We start from the raw sequence: 17776 nt of genomic DNA on the forward strand, positions 1-17776 counted from the left end.
TTTAACCCTCTTTGATGTGCCCGCGTGCGACATACTGGTCCCAAAGGTCAGGACGCCGAGCACGGGTAATTTCTTCTGCCTGAGCATGCCGCCAGGCTTGTACCTTGGCATGATGTCCGGAAAGCAAGATTTCCGGCACGTCACGCCCGTTCCAATTGGCCGGGCGCGTGTAATGCGGATATTCAAGCAACCCGGTTTCAAAGCTTTCCTCGTCGACGGATTCGGTCTTGTTGACCACACCTTCGATAAGGCGAATGCACGATTCAATCAGGACCATGGCCGGCAGTTCGCCGCCCATGAGGATGTAGTCGCCAATGCTGATTTCCTCGACCTGATGTTCATCCAGTACGCGCTGGTCGATACCTTCGTAACGACCGCACAACAGGATGGCACCCGGTCCCGCTGCCAGTTCGCGGCAGCGTTTCTGGTTCAGCATTTTCCCGCGCGGGCTGAGATAAATCAGCGGCAATTGCGGAGCTTCCGCACGCAATTCACGCAGGGTGGCGTCGACAATATCCGGGCGCATGACCATACCGGCCCCACCCCCGAAAGGATTGTCGTCAACAGTGCGGTGACGGTCGGTTGCATGATCACGGATGTCTTTGACATCCAGCGACCAGATCCCGTTTTCCAGTGCCCGTCCGGCCAGAGACTGACCAAGCGCGCCCGGGAACATTTCCGGGAACAGGGTTGCAACTTTTGCCTGCCACACAGACATCGATCAGGCCTCCTTTCCGCTGCCGGTCGCAGTTTCTGCGCCTACTGCATCGGCAGTGACGGCATCAGAATCGCGGTCGGCCTGAGAGTCCTTGCGGGAGCTGCCCGGACGACGGGTACGATTGCCCGGTCCTTCTTCTTCCTGCAAAAGCCCCTCGGGCGGATTTACCACCAGCTTGCGTTCCGAAAGCACCACATCGGGCACGACTTCTTTGGTAAACGGCAGAACGACGACTTTGCCACGGACTTCTTCCAGCGCGATTTCGATCACATCGCCCGCGCCAAAATCAGCCACACCCCGTACGGTCCCGAAAAGCGTGCCATCAACATGATGGGCTTTCAGGCCGACAAGATCGGCAAGATAGAATTCGTCTTCGTCTTCCGTTTCCGGCAGGGCCGTCCGCGGTACGTAAAGCTTGGTACCCCGCAGCCGTTCGGCGGCGTCCCGATCGTTCACACCATCGATCTTGGCGATCAACTGGTCGCGAACATGTCCGACAGGAGACAGTTTGAATTTCGCCTGTCCCTTGGCGTCGAACAACGGGCCGTAACCGACAAGGTTATCCGGATCGACGGTATAGCTTTTGACGCGCACGGCACCACGCACCCCGTGCGGGGCGGTGATCATGCCGACGCAGACAAAAGCATCGTCGGTTTTGGATTTGCGGGTATCAGCCATTTCGGTTCACAAATTTCCGGTATCTGATCAAAGCGTGCAGAAAAGCTTATTCTTCGCTGGCAGCTTCTTCAGCAGGAGCCGCAGCAGCTTCTGCGGCTGCAGCAGCAGCGGCTTCGGCTTTTTCAGCTTTTTCGCGAAGACGTTCCTGGGCTTTCGCTTTCGGAGCAGACTTCTGGGGCTGTTCGGTCGGTTTGAACGCTTCGGCCAGGCCAGCTTTGCCCAGGAAACGTGCAACACGATCGGTCGGCTGTGCGCCAACGCCCAGCCAATACTTGATGCGTTCTTCTTTGAAGGTCACGCGGTTGTCAGCATCCTTCGGGAGCATCGGATCATAGGTACCGACTTTCTCGATGAAGCTGCCGTCACGCGGGGCACGGGCATCTGCAACTACGATACGGTAGTACGGACGCTTTTTGGCACCGCCACGGGAAAGACGAATCTTGACAGCCATTCGGATAAGTTCCTTTCAGCTTGGGTTTGTAGTCTTCAAGTTACGACCCCGAGGGATCAATTCATTCCGGTTCAGTGAACCGGGGTGTTTGGTTCTTTCGAAAAATCTTGAGAACCGGGGGCTTGGTTATTTCTTTTTACCGAACCCCGGAAATCCCGGCGGCAAACCACCGCCGCCCAATCCCGGAAGCCCGGGCGGTAATCCGCCCCCGGCACCGGGAAATCCTTTTGGCAACTTGCTCATATCGGGCATATCGCCACCCTCCAGCATCGAGGGGTCCATTTTCGGCATGCCGCCAAACAGTCCCTTTTTGCCCATTTTTCCCATCTTTTTGATCATGGTGGACATGGTCTGATACTGTTTGAGCAGCTTGTTCACATCCTGAACCGAAAGACCGCAACCTGCGGCAATACGCTTTTTGCGCGATGCCTTGATCAGGGCCGGGTTTTCACGTTCCTTGGGCGTCATCGACAGGATGATCGCTTCCTGATGGGTCAGAAGTTTGGGATCAAGCTTGGTCTGCGACATTTGTTTTTTCAGCGCGCCCATGCCCGGCAGCATCCCCATGATGCCGGAAAGATCACCCATTTTCTGAAGCTGCTTGAGCTGGGAAAGAAGATCGTTCAGGTCAAACTGACCCTTTGCGAGCTTCTTCGCCATTTTCTCGGCGTCTTCCTGTTTGATCGTTTCGGCAGCCTTTTCGACAAGACTGACGACATCGCCCATCCCGAGGATGCGGTTGGCGATACGATCCGGATGGAAGGCTTCCATCTCGTCGATTTTTTCACCGGTACCGAGCATCTTGATCGGGCAGCCGGTGATCTGGCGCATCGACAGGGCCGCACCACCACGTGCATCACCGTCGATACGGGTCAGAACGATACCGGTGATGCCGACCTTGTCGGCGAACTCCTTGGCAACATTGACCGAGTCCTGACCGGTCATCGCATCGGTGACCAGAAGGGTTTCGGTCGGGTTGACCGCGTCACGGACCTGGGCGACTTCGCTCATCAGTTCCATATCGATATGCAGGCGACCCGCGGTATCGAGGATGACGGCGTCATAGCCTTCCTTGCGGCCCATATCCATCGCACGTTTTGCGATCGATACCGGCTTTTCGCCCATGATGATCGGCAGAACGTTCAGGCCATTATTGTCGGCCAGAATTTTCAGTTGCTGCTGTGCAGCCGGACGATAGATATCAAGCGACGCCAGCAGGACTTTCTTGTTGCGCTTTTTGCTCAGATGCAGCGCGATCTTGGCCGAGCTCGTGGTTTTACCCGAACCCTGCAAACCGACCATCAGGATCGGAACCGGCGGGGTGGCCGCAAGGTTGATATCCTCGCCTTCGCCCAGCATGTTTTTCAGTTCGTCATGGACGATCTTGACGACCATCTGGCCCGGTGTAACCGACCGCAGAACGTCCTGACCAACCGCACGTTCGGTGGCATTGGTAATGAATGATTTGACGACCGGCAGCGCAACGTCAGCCTCAAGCAGGGCGACGCGTACTTCGCGCATGGCTTCCTTGACGTCGGATTCTTTCAGCGCGCCACGTTTGCGCAGCTTGTCAAGAACACCGCCAAGGCGATCGCTTAGTCCTTCAAACATTCCAAATCCCGTCTGTGTTTCCGGTGTTTCCACCGTTTGCGCACAAAAAACTAAAACCCAGTGCTCGACAACTCGAGGACTGGGGGAGTCACCCCTTGGGCGACCTTTGCTGCGCAGGGTTTATGCGATAGGGGGTAGAGAGTCAAGCGCAATCAGGCGCAAAAGCGCGATGTTCTGCGCTTTTGATGCCAATCGCATCGCAATCAGCGATTCGTCCCGGCCAAGCCGCTGTTTAACCCGTGATATGGGCCGGTTCGATGGCGTGATTGTCAATCAGGCGGGCTTTGCCAAGATGGGCGGCGACAAAGACGCGGCTACTTTTGCGCACCCGATCTTCGACCCGTTCAAGCGTTTCCGCGTCGCGGATTTCAAGGTAATCAATCGATTTGAAACCGGCGTTCAGAATATCTTCGCGTCCCTTGGCCAGAAGCGGGGCGATTTCCGCCCCCGTTGCTGAGGCTTTGGTGATTTCGCCCAAAATCCGGTTAAGTGTCGGGGCGAGCGCGCGTTCATCGGGTGTGAGGTAACGGTTGCGCGATGACATCGCCAGACCGTCTTCCTCGCGCAGGATCGGTGCGCCGATGATTTCGACAGGGATGTTCAGGTCGGTGGTGAACCGGCGGATGACCATCAGCTGCTGATAGTCTTTCTGGCCGAATATCGCGCAATCGGGCAGGGCCTGAAGCAGAAGCTTGGTAACGATCTGGGCGACGCCATCGAAATGGCCCGGACGCGCAGCACCGCACAATACGTTGGTAAATGAGCCATCAACGCTGACACGGGTGGCAAAGCCATCGGGATACATTTCTTCGACCGAGGGGGCAAAGCAAAGCTCCACCCCGGCGGTGTCGAGCATTTTCTGGTCGTCTGGCAATGTACGGGGATAGGCACCGAAATCCTCGTTCGGGCCAAACTGCGTCGGATTGACGAAAATGCTGACAACAACACGATCAGCGTGATTGCGGATATGTTCCGTCAGGCTGATATGCCCGGCATGAAGGGCCCCCATTGTGGGAACCAGTCCGACGCGCAAACCTTCTGCGCGCCATTGGGCAATAACCGCGCGCAGTTCTGCAACGCTGTGAACGGTTTTAAGCGTCATTGTCGTGTTGTCGATCGTCTGTTGGGCGATATGCGGTGCTGCTATTTTACAGCGCGCAATTTGCCGGGTTTGGTCACGCCAAAGCAATGATCATCGGTCGGAAACTGACGTGTCCGGACTTCGGTGGCGTAGCTTTCAACCGCCTTGGAAATCTGATCGCCGAGATTGGCATAGCGTTTGACGAATTTCGGGGTGAAATCGGAAAACATTCCGAGGATATCTTCGGTCACCAATACTTGTCCGTCACAGGCGACAGATGCGCCGATGCCGATGGTCGGAATATCAATTTCCGTGGTGATGCGTCGTGCCACGGCTTCGACCGTGCCTTCGACAACCACCGAAAATGCACCGGCCTTGGCGATGGCCTTGGCATCCGCAATTACCTTCGCAGCGGCTTCTTCGCCGCGACCCTGGCTTTTGAAGCCCCCCATGGTGTTGACCTGCTGGGGCATCAGGCCGATATGGGCCATGACGGGAATGCCACGCTGGCTCAGAAACTCGATGGTGTCGGCCAGTTCGGCGCCACCTTCAAGTTTGACCCCGGCACATCCGGTTTCGGCCAGAATGCGCGATGCCGTGCGAAATGCCTGTTCCTTGGATTCCTGATAGCTGCCAAACGGCAGATCGACGATCACGCAGGCATTGGAACTGCCGCGCATCACGGCCTTGCCGTGATTGATCATCATGTCGACGGTGACGGCAAGCGTGCTTTCCATGCCGTAAACAACCATGCCCAGCGAATCACCGACCAGAAGAAGGTCGCAGTGTTCATCCAGGCGTTGCGCCATCGGTGTGGTATAAGCCGTCAGGCAGACAATCGGTTCTGCGCCCTTGCGGGCACGAATGGCCGGAACCGTTATGCGGCCCTGTTTTCTGGTGGTGGCACTCATGACGTTTCTCCCCCGGTGTTACCGGATTTGGCTGCCCGATCTGTGTCAGGCGTGCCGTCATGTTTACAATATGATGACCATTTGCGGGAACTGTTTTTTCGCAATCGCGAAATACGCCATTGGACCAATAACTTGTGGGCGTCGCGTTTCTGGCCTTCGTTTCCGCAGGATATTCAACGCATTTTCATATTCGTTGCGCAATGCACAACAATATTCACAGACCTTCGGCAAGATCTTCGAGCATATCGATGCCAATGGCTTCAATATGGCGATTGTCCCGGAACGAAATCGTTGCTTCCTTACGCAACTGGGTCAGGGTGCGCGATACGGTTTCGATGGTCAGGCCCAGATAATCGGCGATATCCGAACGGCTCATCGGAACCTGAATCGTATCGCTGTCCTCGCCACGATGTTCCTGCCGACGGGTTAGCATCAGAAGGAAAGATGCGACCTTTTCCTTGGCCGTCTTACGGCCCAGCAGCAACATCTGATCCTGTGCCGCAGCCAATTCGTCGACTGCCATACCCAGCATGCGTTTTTCAAGGCGCGGGAATTCATCAAACAGCTTTTCAAGCTTTTCACGCGGAAACCGGCACGCGGTTACCGGTTCGATTGCTTCGGCGGTGTAGCTATATGTGGTGTTCAGCGCCAGACCAAGGAAATCACCGGGGAAAAGGAAACCGGTGATCTGGCGGCGACCGTCACCCAGCAGTTTGTAAAGCTTCACCGAACCCGACGTGACGTTGAAAACATAATCGGCATCTTCGGCTTCATGAAAGATCGTGCTGTGCGGGGTATACTGAACATGAGTCAGCATCTGGCGCAAACGATCATGCTCCGTCCCCTGCAATGACGAGCAGAAGGTCAAGTCCTTGATTCCGCAGGCCTCACAAAGCTGGGAACGCACAGACATGGTAAACTCCGAAGCTACATGCATTAAGGTGTTGAATTGGAATTAATCTATTCGATCAGATAGGGGTAGTTCAAGCGATACTAACGTTTCATTCCGTTGTTTTTAGTATGGCTGTCCTGCGGTTCCTGATCGTCGTCATCAAACAAAATCCGGTTTGCCGCCCCTTCAATATCATCAAACTGCCCGGATTTAAGCGACCACAGAAATGCAGCCAGCCCGAGAAGCCCCAGAAACAGGGCGATTGGTATCAGAAGTAATAGGTTGCTCATACTGACGGAGCTCCTGCCTCTTGGGCACGTACGGAGAGGGTCGCGCGATCTTCGATTACCGGTTTGTCACTTCCTGATCGCAGGCGCAATGCGTTGGCGATCACAATCAAAGATGATGAAGACATCGCAATGGCGGCCACCAGTGGGGTGACCATACCCGAAACCGCCAATGGAATCGTAATCAGATTATAACCAAACGAAAGCATGAAATTCTGCCGTACAAGCCGGTCGGATTTTTTTGCAACGTCGATAGCCTCGACCACGGCCGAAAGACGATCACCCTGAAACACGATATCGGCGACATTCTGGCTGATTTCGGCGGCACTGGCGGGTGACATGGATGCGTAGGCCGCGGCAAGGGCCGGCGCATCATTAATACCGTCCCCCACCATCAGATCGCATTTGCCACCTTCGGTGCGACGGGCGATTTCGTTCGCCTTGTCCGCCGGTGAAAGTTGCGCCTTCCAGTTGCGAATACCCAGGGTTTCGGCAAGCCGGGCAACCGTAACGGCCCGGTCCCCTGATAGCAGCGATATGTCAAACCCGCGCGCAGACAGGGTTTCGATGACCTGTTCTGCATCATGACGGGGGGCATCGCGGAAAACAAAGCGGATTGCCGCCCGACCCGGCTCCTGCAACCACATTTCGGGACCTGCAATGTGGCTGGACAGGTCGGCATTTTCGGCGATGCCGCAAAACGCGCGACTGCCCAACCGGACCGTGCCACCGGGCAATTCGGCCGATAATCCCTGCCCCGGATGTTCCGAAACATTGGCGATTGGCGTCACATTTCCGGCCGCCCGGACAAGGGCGCGCGACAAGGGGTGGGTGCTGTTGGCGGCGATGGATGCCGCAAGGGCCAGCGAGCCGTCATCGTCCGGGTTGCTGATCAATTCCGGTTTGCCGGTGGTTAATGTACCGGTTTTATCGAAAATGATGCCGCGAATGCTGGTCAGTCTTTCAAGGGCCGTGGCCGATTTGACAAGAATACCCGCACGCAGCAGCCGCCCGGTTGCAATTACCTGAACGACCGGCACCGCAAGTGCCAGCGCGCAGGGGCAGGTGATGATCAGAACGGCAATCGCATTCATCAGCGCATCCTGCCAGCCGATCCCGCCAATCAGCCACCAGCCCAGAAATGTCGTGCCCGACAGAAGATGAACCACCGGGGCATAGGATTTGGCAACACGGTCGGCAAGGGCGACATATCGGGCGCGCCCCTGTTCGGCATTTTCCATCAACCGGACAATTTCTGCCAGAAGTGTGGTTTGACCGGTCGCGGTCACGCGGATGCGCAACGGGGCCGATATATTGGTTGTTCCGGCGAAAACGGTGGTGCCCGGTTTGGCGGTGTTGGGAATGCTTTCGCCGGTGATCAGGCTGGTATCGATATCCGATTGACCGTCAAGAATTTCGCCATCAATGCCGACCCGCTCCCCCGCTGCTACCAGAACCACCATGCCCGGTTTGGCCTTGTCCGGTGCGATCAGCCGACGGGAGCCATCGTCACCCAGAACCGTGACCGACCGCGCATTGAGCGATAGCAGATGTTCGGCGGCGGACCGGGCCTGACCGCGTGCGCGGCTGTCAAGATAACGACCAACCAGAAGGAAAAACAAAAGCGTTATGGCAGAATCGAAATAGGCATGCGGCCCGCCGCGCATGGTTTCGGCTAGGCTCATGCCAAGGGCAAGAATGACGCCGAGGCTGATCGGGACATCCATATTAACCCGGCGATTGCGGATTGCACCCCAAGCGGAACGGTAAAACGGCATCCCGGCATAGGCCGCCGCCGGAAGGGCAATCAGGGCCGATATCCAATGGAAAAGATCACGGGTTGCCCCGCCCATCCCCTGAAAATATCCGGCCCATACCGATACCGACAGCAGCATGACGTTGCCCGCGGCAAATCCGGCAACTGCCAGACAGCGCAGCAATTCGCTGTTGCGAGCCTGTGTGGCCTGCTCAAGCGCTGCGGGATCAAACGGGATCAGCCGGTATCCCATCTGCAGAACCGGTTTGACCAGTTCATCGACATCGGCAATGTCACCATTCCATGCCAGACGCAGGCGGCGGGTGGTCATATTGACTCGCGCGTGCCGGACAGACGGATTTTTTTGCAAAAGGGTCTCGATCAGCCAGACACAGGCGGCACAATGAATGCCGTCTACCATCAGGTTCAGATGATGACTGCCTTCGGCGTCGGTGCTGACAAGATCGGTGAAATTAATTGCTGCGATTTCATCCGTGTCAGGGCGCAACGGTCTGGTTTTGGGATCAATGCTGCGACGGTTGTAATAGGATTTGAGGTCCAGATCACCCAGAAGTTCAAACGCACCTGCACATCCCCGACAGCAGAAATCGGGTCCCGCCGGTGACATGGATGTCACCGGATCTCCGCAATGGAGGCAGGTGGTTTGGGAGATCATGGTTTTACGACAACGGTCTCGACCGCTTGGTAATCATCACCAAGGGCACGGGCAATGGTCCTGATTTCCCAACGACCATAGACCGGGAACGCGGCACTGGCGCGATATTCGCCCGGTGCGATTTCGGCCATGCGTACGGTCTGGTCAAGGTCGTCACGGTCCGAACGCCGCAAAAGGATTTCCATTTCGGCGCCACTGATCGGCCGGGAATCAATATCCCGGAACAGGATTGTAACCGTCGCGGAGCGATTGATCAGACCATCGACGGACAGTTTGCTGCGCCATCCGAGTTCTGCCTGACGCTGTGCGCCGGACATCGCGGCATTGTAATTATTGCCTTCTTCAAAGGCGTGCTTGGTGACAAGCCCGTTCCAACTGGTCATTGAAAACGTGATCAGCGCGATATTGGCAATCAGCATGATTGCGAAACCGCCGACGAAATACCACGGGATCAGACGATCCGATTTGCGCGGGCCGGCACCAGAAGCCTGTGAAGTTGTGGTCTGGATCGTCATAATCTTTATCTCCTGCCGGTGGCACGCGATCAGTGGCCGGATCATCAGGCCGGTCCGGTTATTTCGGACCGGCAAATACCGTATCATAAGTTTCGCGAACATTGTTCTCTGGATCGGTCACGCTGAACTCGAACGGTGTTGATTCACTGTTTAATGTTTCCGGATTTGCCGCAACAAAGACGCGGAAACTGCCGACGCGATCCGGCGCGACATTGAGGCTGAATGTGCCGTCCTGATCGGGTGTCAGGCCGATGACCTGAAAATCGGTGGCATCAAGGCCTTCGATCCGCAGGATATAGGTCTTTTGGGCCTGTTCCTTGTTCAGGACCTTCAAGGTATAACCGTTTCGAACGTCACCATCCGACAGCGTCACAAAGATCGGGTTGCGGTCACGCAGGACGTTTACCTCAAGCGTTGTGCGGTTCAGAAGGCCAAAGGCCATGACCGCAGCAACCAACATCAGAATGATCGAATAGAAAATCGTGCGCGGGCGGATAATGCGGATTTTTGTGGCTTTGCCATGAGCGCGCAACTGGCTGTTCTGCACCGAGTCAAACCGGACCAGATCGCGCGGGAAACCGACCTTATCCATCATCTCGTTGCAAGCATCGATACACAGGCCACAGCCGATGCATTCCATCTGCAATCCGTTGCGAATATCGACACCGGTGGGGCAGACGTTAAAGCAGGCATAGCAATCAATGCAGTGACCGGTTTCGGGGACTTCGCCGCGCACAAGGTTCTTGCGTTTGATCGGGCCGCGCGGTTCGCCGCGCCAGCCCTCATAGGTGACGATCATCGATTCGTCATCAAGCATCGCCGACTGGAAACGCGGCCACGGGCACATATAGGTACAAACCTGTTCACGCGCCCACCCCGCAAGCAGATAGGTCGAAAATGTCAGAAACGCGATAGTGACATAAACGCCCAGCGACGCATCACCGGTAAAGATATCGACCATCACCGTCGGGGCATCGTTGAAATAAAGCACGAAGGCACCGCCGGTTGCGGCCGCAATCACCAGCCATGACAGGTGGGTTGCGCCGATTTTCCAGATTTTTTCAAAGGTCCAGCGCGATTTATCCAGGCGCATACGCGCATTGCGATCCCCCTGGATATAACGTTCGACCAACATGAAAAGATCGGTCCACACCGTTTGCGGACAGCCATACCCGCACCAGATGCGCCCAAACAGCGACGTCGCCAGAAACAGACCAATGGCGGCCATGATCAGAAGGCCGGTGATGTAATAGACTTCCTGTGGCCATATCTCGATAAAGAAGAAATAGGCACGCCCCATATCCATATCGATCAGAACCGCCTGATCGGGTGCAGATGCACCACGATCCCAGCGCAGCCAAGGCACGACCCAGTAAATCGCCAGAAGGGCAATCAGTGCGAACCATTTGAGATTGCGGAAACGGCCCGACACCTGTTTCGGATAGACCTTGTCGCGGGTTTTATAAAGCGGCTGGTCACGGTCATCTTCCGGCAGCGTGTCGTTTTGCGGGACGGGATATGCGGGATCGGGCTGTTGCAAATGGGGCATGGCCATTGTCGCTACCTGACTGTTGTGCCGCATCGCAGATCGCTGCTCTCTTGTGGTGTTTGGCCACCAGTTTTCTGCAAATTGCGCGACATGGCATGCGGCATGCCTATGTCCGATTAGGATTATTCAAATGACAGTGCGAACATACGAAAAACCCGCGACACACCACCATGATACAGATCAATTTTCGATCAGATCATGGTGCGAAAGTGCCGCGGGTCGAAGATTTTTGGCGGTTACTGACCACCGCCAAGCGAATGGACGTAAACCGTCAGCATTTTGATGGTTTCCTCGTCAAGGCGACCACCCCAGGCCGGCATCACGCCACCGCGCGAATTGGTCACGGTTTCGGTGATGGATGCGGTATCGCCACCATATAGCCAGATCGCGTCGGTCAGGTTGGGCGCGCCAAGCTCCTGAATGCCCTTGGCATCTTCGCCGTGGCAGGATGCGCAGTTATCAGCGAATACCTCGGTGCCGCGAGTTGCGGCGGCCGTGTCGGTTTCGCGCCCGGTAAAGGCCAGGATGTATTGAACAACATCACTGATGTCCTCGCGTTCCAGTATCCCGTCGCGACCAAAAGCGGGCATATCGTTGAAACGGGTATCGTCATTGGCATCCCAGCGAACACCGACATGAAGGGTTTCATTGATGGTTTCAAGTGTTCCGCCCCACAGCCAGTCATCGTCCTGAAGAGACGGGAAGCCCGGATTGCCCGAACCGCCCGTGCCATGACACGGTGCGCAGTTTTCGGCAAATACGGCCTTGCCCCCTGCCATCGAGAAATTCAGCAATTCGCTGTCATTGACGATTTCATCCAGATCCAGTGCTGCCAGACGTTCCATATAGGGGGCGCGTTCGGCGGCAACATCGGCCATGGTTTCATGCAGTTGCGTGCGGTTGGTGGTTTCGAACATACCGGTCAGGTAGCTTGTTGCGGTTGGCCAGGACGGATAAACCACCCAATAGCCGACCGACCAGACGATGGTGGCCCAGAAAACATAGACCCACCAGGACGGCAGCGGCGTATTGAGTTCCTTGATGCCATCCCATTCATGACCGGTGGTTTCGCGACCCGAAACCTGGTCTTTTTCGACATGTGTCGACATAGCTCGGTTCTCCCCCTAATCCTGATCCCGAAGCGGAATCCGGGCGTGCTCTTCCATGTCTTTCCGGCGCTTTTTGCTGGGCCACATGACCCAGGCAATGATCGCCCCGAAAAGCAGCATCAGCCACAAACCCCACAAGGGCCGGAAAAAGTCAGCGAGTTGCGTAAAGAATTCCATGACGTTCCCCTTCGCCTTAGCGCAGGTTCAGTTGCGGGTTGTAGGTGGTGAAATCGACCATCCGGCCCAGGACCTGCAAATACGCGACCAGCGCATCCATTTCGGTCAGTTTTGCCGGATTGCCGTCGAAATCGCCGGTCGCCGCATTCGGATAGCGTGCAAGGAGTTCATCGTAATCCTCGTCCGCCATCGCTTGCAGATACAGGTCGGCCTTGGCATTCTCGATCTGCTCGTCGGTGTAGGGAACCCCGACCATTTTAAGCGTTTCAAGATGGGCTTGGGCGTCATCGAACTTCAGTTCGCGTTCGGCCAGGAACGGATAGCCCGGCATGATCGATTCCGGCACGACCGCGCGCGGATCAATCAGGTGGGCAACATGCCAGTCGTTGGAATATTTGCCACCAACACGGGCAAGATCCGGTCCGGTACGTTTCGATCCCCACTGGAACGGATGGTCATACATCGATTCCGCAGCAAGGCTGTAATGGCCATACCGTTCAACCTCGTCACGGAATGGACGGATCTGCTGGGAATGGCAGTTATAGCATCCTTCGCGGAGATAGATGTTGCGCCCCGCCTGTTCGAGCGGTGAATAGGGACGGACCCCTTCGACCTTCTCGATGGTCTGTTCCATTGTGAACAAGGGCACGATTTCGACAATACCGCCGATAATGATGGTCAGGAAAATCCCGAGGACGAGAACAAAGACGTTCTTTTCAACAATATGGTGTTTTTTCAGAAGCATTTTCCCATCCCCCTTATTCGGCTGCCACGGTGGCGGGTGTGCCGATCGGTGCTTCGCGACGCAGATCACCCCGGATCGTCTTGTAGACGTTCCAGACCATGATCAGCGAACCCAGCACGAACAGAAGGCCACCCGTTGCACGAATGATGTAGTAGGGGTGCATTGCCTCAACGGTTTCGATGAAGGAATACTGCAGGAAGCCAAGATCATCGTAAGCACGCCACATCAGGCCCTGCATGATCCCTGAAACCCACATCGACGTGATGTAAAGAACGATACCGATGGTGCCCAGCCAGAAGTGATAGGCAACCAGGCGCATCGAATAGAGCCGTTCACGGTGCCACAGGACCGGGATCAGGTGATAGATCGCACCAAAGGAAACGAAGGCCACCCAGCCAAGCGCGCCGGAATGAACATGCCCGATGGTCCAGTCGGTATAGTGTGACAGGCCGTTGACTGCCTTGATCGACATGACCGGTCCCTCGAAGGTCGACATGCCATAGAAACCGACGGCTGCCACCATGAAGCGCAGCACCGGGTCGGTACGCAGTTTGTCCCAGGCACCCGAAAGCGTCATCAAGCCGTTGATCATTCCGCCCCAGGACGGCATCCACAACATGATCGAAAACGTCATGCCAAGGGTCTGCGCCCAGTCCGGAAGGGCCGTGTAGTGCAGGTGATGCGGACCGGCCCAGATATACAGGAAGATCAGCGCCCAGAAGTGAATGATCGACAGGCGATAGGAATAGACCGGACGTTCGGCACGTTTCGGAATGAAATAGTACATCATGCCGAGGAAGCCCGCCGTCAGGAAGAAGCCCACCGCGTTATGGCCATACCACCACTGCGTCAGCGCATCCTGAACACCCGAGAACATCGAGTAGGATTTGGCACCCGTAAACGAAACCGGTATCGCCAGATTGTTGCCCAGATGCAGCATCGCAATCGTGACGATGAAGGCCAGATAGAACCAGTTCGCTACATAGATATGCGGTTCCGTACGTTTAAGCAGCGTACCGACGAAAACGGCAAGATACGCAACCCAGACCACGGTCAGCCAGATATCGACAAACCATTCCGGTTCGGCATATTCACGGCCCTGGGTAACCCCCGTGACATAGCCGATTGCGGCCATCACGATGAAAAGTTGATAGCCCCAGAAAACAAACGACGGAAGCGCCTTGCCACCATAAAGTGACGTGCGGCAGGTTCGTTGCACCACATAGAATGACGTCGCCAGCAGGGCGTTGCCGCCAAAGGCAAAAATCACTGCCGATGTATGCAGCGGGCGCAGACGTCCGAAGTTCAGAAATTCGTTATCAAAGTTAAGCGCCGGAAACGCGAGCTGCCAGGCAATTAAATCACCCGCCAGAAATCCGACGACGCCCCAAAATACGGTCGCCAGTGCGCCCCAGCGCACAACGTCCATATTATAATCGACAGCAACTGGCGTTGATGCTGTCTGTGCCATGCTCCCCTGGCTCATGCTTGACTCCCGTTCAAGGTGTTCGGGTGAGTTGTCCCCAATCCGATCGGTCAACTCCATCAGTCCCGGCGGCGACCGGGTGCAACACATGTCGTCCCCTTGTCACCTGCACCGAAAGCCCCGCTGCTTCTGTGATGAGCTATTTGCGACATCACATGCAAAACGGGTGAGGCTTTCGATTATCTGATGATTATGCGGGCAGAAGCCTTTCGCGCCTTTGATCCACGTCAATATTGGCGTGTAAAACCCCGGTCCTTTTCAATCTTCAGGCAAAGCTCGCCCGCGTTGCGGGACAATTGATTGCTAAGCCCCTTTATGCGCGTTCGGGGCGGCAAAGGTGTTGATGCAGGTCAAGGTTGATGGGGAATCTTTACGGCATGATCGCTGACAAATCGCTAGAAGAGCACCAATCATGTCAGCAACATATCAGGCACGGCCCCTTACACATCTCACGGCGGATATGACCTTTCCACTCGTGCAGATGATGCAAACAGGCCTTACGGTGGAACGCTGGCGCGAGTTTGTTGCCGAGTTCTGTGCAGATCGCGGTAACAGCGCGATCGGTGCCGGATGCGACGATATCCTGTGGCAGCGCCCGCGCGGCATCATCGTGATCGCCAATGAGCGGGGGTATATCCATGGCCTGTTTTCCTATCAGGTGCGTGACGACATTGCCGAGGGCCTTGTCCTGCATGTCGACAATGTGATGGCGGTTGAAATCGTATCGCGCCCCTATGTGCTTGATGCGATGCGTGATGCAATGAACCGGCTGGTTCGCGATCATCACTGTGCGGCGGTGCATGTATCGCTTGGCGAAATGGAAGAACGCCTGCGCCACTATTTCAGCGGTGCCGGGTTCGTGCCGCGCAAAATCCGTTATTGTGCCCCCGCTATACACGCCTGATCACATTGACTCTGGTGGACGACATGCGCCGACACCGCTATAAGGCGGGTATGAACGGTATTCCTTTTGTCAAAATGCATGGTCTGGGAAATGATTTCGTTGTCTTCGACGGACGACGCGATCCCGCTGTGCTTGATCTTGATAACGCGACCGCGGCCCGAATCGCGGATCGCAAGACCGGAGTCGGTTGCGACCAGTTGATCGTGATCGAACCGGCACGCGACGAGCTTGCAGATGCCTTCATGCGCATTCGCAATAATGACGGCGGTGAGGTCGAGGCCTGCGGCAATGCCACGCGCTGTGTCGCGAACATCGTCATGGGTGAACTTGGCCGTAAGGATGTTATTATTGAAACCGTTGTCGGTTTGCTTGATGCCAATGGACTGGCCGATGGCCGTGTTACGGTCGATATGGGGCAGGTCCGGCTGGACTGGCGCGATATTCCGCTAAACCAGGCAGTCGATACCAACCATATCCCGCTGTCCCTGGGCGGCCTGTCGGATGCGGTCGGTGTTAATGTCGGCAATCCGCATGCAGTGTTCTTTGTTGACGATGCCGAGTCGATTGATATCGAAAAGCTTGGACCCGTCCTCGAATATCACGAGATGTTCCCCGAACGCGCCAATATCGAGGTATGCAGCATCATCGGTGAAAACCGGATTCGCATGCGGGTCTGGGAGCGCGGTGTTGGTGTTACGCGCGCATGTGGCACGGGTGCCTGTGCTGCCGGTATTGCGGCTGCGCGCCGTGGTTTGACGGGGCGGAAAACCGAAATCATTCTGGATGGCGGTCCGCTGACCATCGAATGGCTGCCTGATGACCATGTCCTGATGACCGGGCCGGTTGCGACCAGTTTTTCGGGCTTTCTGCACGGATCCCTTCTGGGACAGCATTGATTGGATTTATGGTGCCGACCCCGTGGGCAACATGACGGGTCGGTGTCGCTATGAACGGGTTCTCCGTTCACCCCATGTCGGGACGCCCCCTCCCGTCTTTTGTTAAACTCAAAAGCAGGTTCAGATAATGGCTGACTTCAATACGCTTGACGGTGTCAATGTCGCTGGCAAGCGCGTTTTGCTGCGCGCTGATCTTAACGTTCCGATGAAAGACGGCGTTGTGGGTGATACCACCCGCATCGAACGGACGGTTCCGGGGCTGATCGAACTGTCCGATGCCGGTGCGAAACTGGTTGTGATTACCCATTTTGGCCGCCCCAAGGGCGAACGCGTTGCCGAAATGTCGCTTAAACCGGTTGCCGATGCCCTTGCCAAACAGCTTGGCCGTCCGGTGAAATTCGCCGATGATTGCATCGGTGCGGCGGCAGCAGACATTGTGAACAGCCTCAAGGACGGCGAAATCGCGGTTCTGGAAAACCTTCGTTACCACGCGGCAGAAGAAAAGAACGATCCGGACTTCGTTGCCGAACTGGCAAAGCTTGGCGATATTTATGTCAATGATGCGTTTTCGTGCGCGCACCGTGCCCATGCCTCGACCGAGGGGCTGGCGCGCAAGCTTCCGGCCTATGCCGGGCGTCTGATGCAGGCTGAACTTGAAGCTCTTGGCAAGGCACTTGAAGCGCCGAAACATCCGGTGATGGCAATCGTCGGCGGTGCCAAGATTTCAACCAAACTGGATCTGCTTGGCAATCTGGTTGCCAGGGTTGACCAACTGGTGATCGGCGGCGGCATGGCCAATACCTTCCTGGCGGCCAAGGGTGTCAATGTTGGCAAATCGCTGTGCGAGCATGACCTTCTGGAAACGGCGCGCGAAATTTTTGCCAAGGCCGAAGCCGCCAATTGCGAAATCGTCCTGCCAGTCGATGGTCTGGTCGCCAAGGAATTCAAGGCGCACGCCGATCACACGGTTTCCGACATTGATAATGTCGATGCCGATGGCATGATCCTTGATGCCGGGCCGAAAACCATTGTCGATCTGAACAAACGCCTTGAGGCTTGCGAAACGCTGGTCTGGAACGGCCCGCTGGGGGCATTTGAGATCGCCCCGTTCGATACGGCGACCGTTTCAGTGGCCCAGCAAGCGGCAAAACTGACCAAGGCGGGTAAACTTCTGTCTGTCGCGGGCGGTGGGGATACGGTTGCGGCCCTGCGGCACGCCGATGCCGATCAGGATTTCTCTTATGTCTCGACGGCGGGAGGTGCCTTCCTCGAATGGCTTGAAGGCAAGGAACTGCCGGGCGTTGCGGCCCTGCGTGGCTGATCCATACTCTTGC

18 protein-coding genes are annotated in these 17776 nt (G+C 56.2%); 3 read left to right on the forward strand and 15 right to left on the reverse strand.

The genetic code is table 11. The features are described from left to right. Position 1: 1 nt before the first annotated feature. The 15 genes from trmD to ccoN form a co-directional block, all read right to left on the reverse strand. A complete protein-coding gene (gene trmD, locus LG297_RS01815; protein ID WP_007089126.1) occupies positions 2 to 718 on the reverse strand; it encodes a tRNA (guanosine(37)-N1)-methyltransferase TrmD in 717 nt (238 codons plus the stop codon). Between the two features lie 3 nt (positions 719 to 721). Then, the gene (rimM, locus tag LG297_RS01820) at positions 722 to 1396 is read right to left on the reverse strand and encodes a ribosome maturation factor RimM (protein ID WP_404424540.1); all 675 of its coding nucleotides are present in this window, start codon (positions 1394 to 1396) and stop codon (positions 722 to 724) included. A gap of 46 nt (positions 1397 to 1442) precedes the next feature. Then, the gene (gene rpsP, locus LG297_RS01825) at positions 1443 to 1847 is read right to left on the reverse strand and encodes a 30S ribosomal protein S16 (RefSeq protein WP_404424542.1); all 405 of its coding nucleotides are present in this window, start codon (positions 1845 to 1847) and stop codon (positions 1443 to 1445) included. 126 nt (positions 1848 to 1973) lie between these two features. Beyond that, entirely contained in the window at positions 1974 to 3458 is a 1485-nt protein-coding gene (gene ffh / locus LG297_RS01830) for a signal recognition particle protein (RefSeq protein ID WP_404424544.1), read from the reverse strand. Between the two features lie 232 nt (positions 3459 to 3690). Continuing rightward, positions 3691 to 4560, reverse strand: a complete 870-nt coding sequence (panC, locus tag LG297_RS01835) for a pantoate--beta-alanine ligase (protein ID WP_404424546.1) — start codon at positions 4558 to 4560, stop codon at positions 3691 to 3693. Positions 4561 to 4601: 41 nt separating this feature from the next. Then, the gene (panB, locus tag LG297_RS01840; RefSeq protein ID WP_404424548.1) at positions 4602 to 5450 is read right to left on the reverse strand and encodes a 3-methyl-2-oxobutanoate hydroxymethyltransferase; all 849 of its coding nucleotides are present in this window, start codon (positions 5448 to 5450) and stop codon (positions 4602 to 4604) included. Positions 5451 to 5664: 214 nt separating this feature from the next. Then, positions 5665 to 6363, reverse strand: a complete 699-nt coding sequence (locus tag LG297_RS01845) for a cyclic nucleotide-binding domain-containing protein (RefSeq protein ID WP_404424550.1) — start codon at positions 6361 to 6363, stop codon at positions 5665 to 5667. An 80-nt stretch (positions 6364 to 6443) separates the two neighbouring features. After that, positions 6444 to 6632: a cbb3-type cytochrome oxidase assembly protein CcoS gene (gene ccoS / locus LG297_RS01850; RefSeq protein WP_404424552.1), complete on the reverse strand. Its 189-nt coding sequence runs from the start codon at positions 6630 to 6632 to the stop codon at positions 6444 to 6446. Next, entirely contained in the window at positions 6629 to 9061 is a 2433-nt protein-coding gene (locus LG297_RS01855) for a heavy metal translocating P-type ATPase (RefSeq protein WP_404424554.1), read from the reverse strand. The genes ccoS and LG297_RS01855 overlap by 4 nt, the downstream gene beginning before the upstream one ends. Then, complete coding sequence (locus LG297_RS01860; protein ID WP_404424556.1) at positions 9058 to 9576, reverse strand: FixH family protein; 519 nt, start codon at positions 9574 to 9576, stop codon at positions 9058 to 9060. The genes LG297_RS01855 and LG297_RS01860 overlap by 4 nt, the downstream gene beginning before the upstream one ends. 58 nt (positions 9577 to 9634) lie before the next feature. After that, the gene (gene ccoG, locus LG297_RS01865) at positions 9635 to 11131 is read right to left on the reverse strand and encodes a cytochrome c oxidase accessory protein CcoG (protein WP_404424558.1); all 1497 of its coding nucleotides are present in this window, start codon (positions 11129 to 11131) and stop codon (positions 9635 to 9637) included. A gap of 230 nt (positions 11132 to 11361) precedes the next feature. Then, positions 11362 to 12234, reverse strand: coding sequence for a cytochrome-c oxidase, cbb3-type subunit III (gene ccoP / locus LG297_RS01870; protein ID WP_404424560.1), 873 nt, complete (start codon positions 12232 to 12234; stop codon positions 11362 to 11364). Between the two features lie 15 nt (positions 12235 to 12249). Further along, on the reverse strand, positions 12250 to 12411 hold the full coding sequence (locus tag LG297_RS01875; RefSeq protein ID WP_404424562.1) for a cbb3-type cytochrome c oxidase subunit 3: 162 nt from the start codon (positions 12409 to 12411) through the stop codon (positions 12250 to 12252). Positions 12412 to 12427: 16 nt separating this feature from the next. Beyond that, positions 12428 to 13156: a cytochrome-c oxidase, cbb3-type subunit II gene (gene ccoO / locus LG297_RS01880; protein ID WP_404424564.1), complete on the reverse strand. Its 729-nt coding sequence runs from the start codon at positions 13154 to 13156 to the stop codon at positions 12428 to 12430. A gap of 13 nt (positions 13157 to 13169) precedes the next feature. Then, positions 13170 to 14627: a cytochrome-c oxidase, cbb3-type subunit I gene (gene ccoN, locus LG297_RS01885; protein ID WP_404426925.1), complete on the reverse strand. Its 1458-nt coding sequence runs from the start codon at positions 14625 to 14627 to the stop codon at positions 13170 to 13172. Between the two features lie 475 nt (positions 14628 to 15102). Here ccoN and LG297_RS01890 point away from each other — a divergent pair, with 475 nt between their 5' ends. The 3 genes from LG297_RS01890 (at position 15103) to LG297_RS01900 (ending at position 17763) form a co-directional block, all read left to right on the forward strand. Continuing rightward, entirely contained in the window at positions 15103 to 15546 is a 444-nt protein-coding gene (locus LG297_RS01890) for a hypothetical protein (RefSeq protein ID WP_404424566.1), read from the forward strand. A 23-nt stretch (positions 15547 to 15569) separates the two neighbouring features. Continuing rightward, the gene (gene dapF / locus LG297_RS01895) at positions 15570 to 16442 is read left to right on the forward strand and encodes a diaminopimelate epimerase (RefSeq protein ID WP_404424568.1); all 873 of its coding nucleotides are present in this window, start codon (positions 15570 to 15572) and stop codon (positions 16440 to 16442) included. Between the two features lie 127 nt (positions 16443 to 16569). Next, on the forward strand, positions 16570 to 17763 hold the full coding sequence (locus LG297_RS01900; protein ID WP_404424570.1) for a phosphoglycerate kinase: 1194 nt from the start codon (positions 16570 to 16572) through the stop codon (positions 17761 to 17763). The last annotated feature ends 13 nt before the right edge of the window (positions 17764 to 17776 follow it).

The organism is Thalassospira australica, from assembly GCF_044790785.1.
Classification (GTDB): Bacteria; Pseudomonadota; Alphaproteobacteria; order Rhodospirillales; family Thalassospiraceae; genus Thalassospira; species Thalassospira australica_A.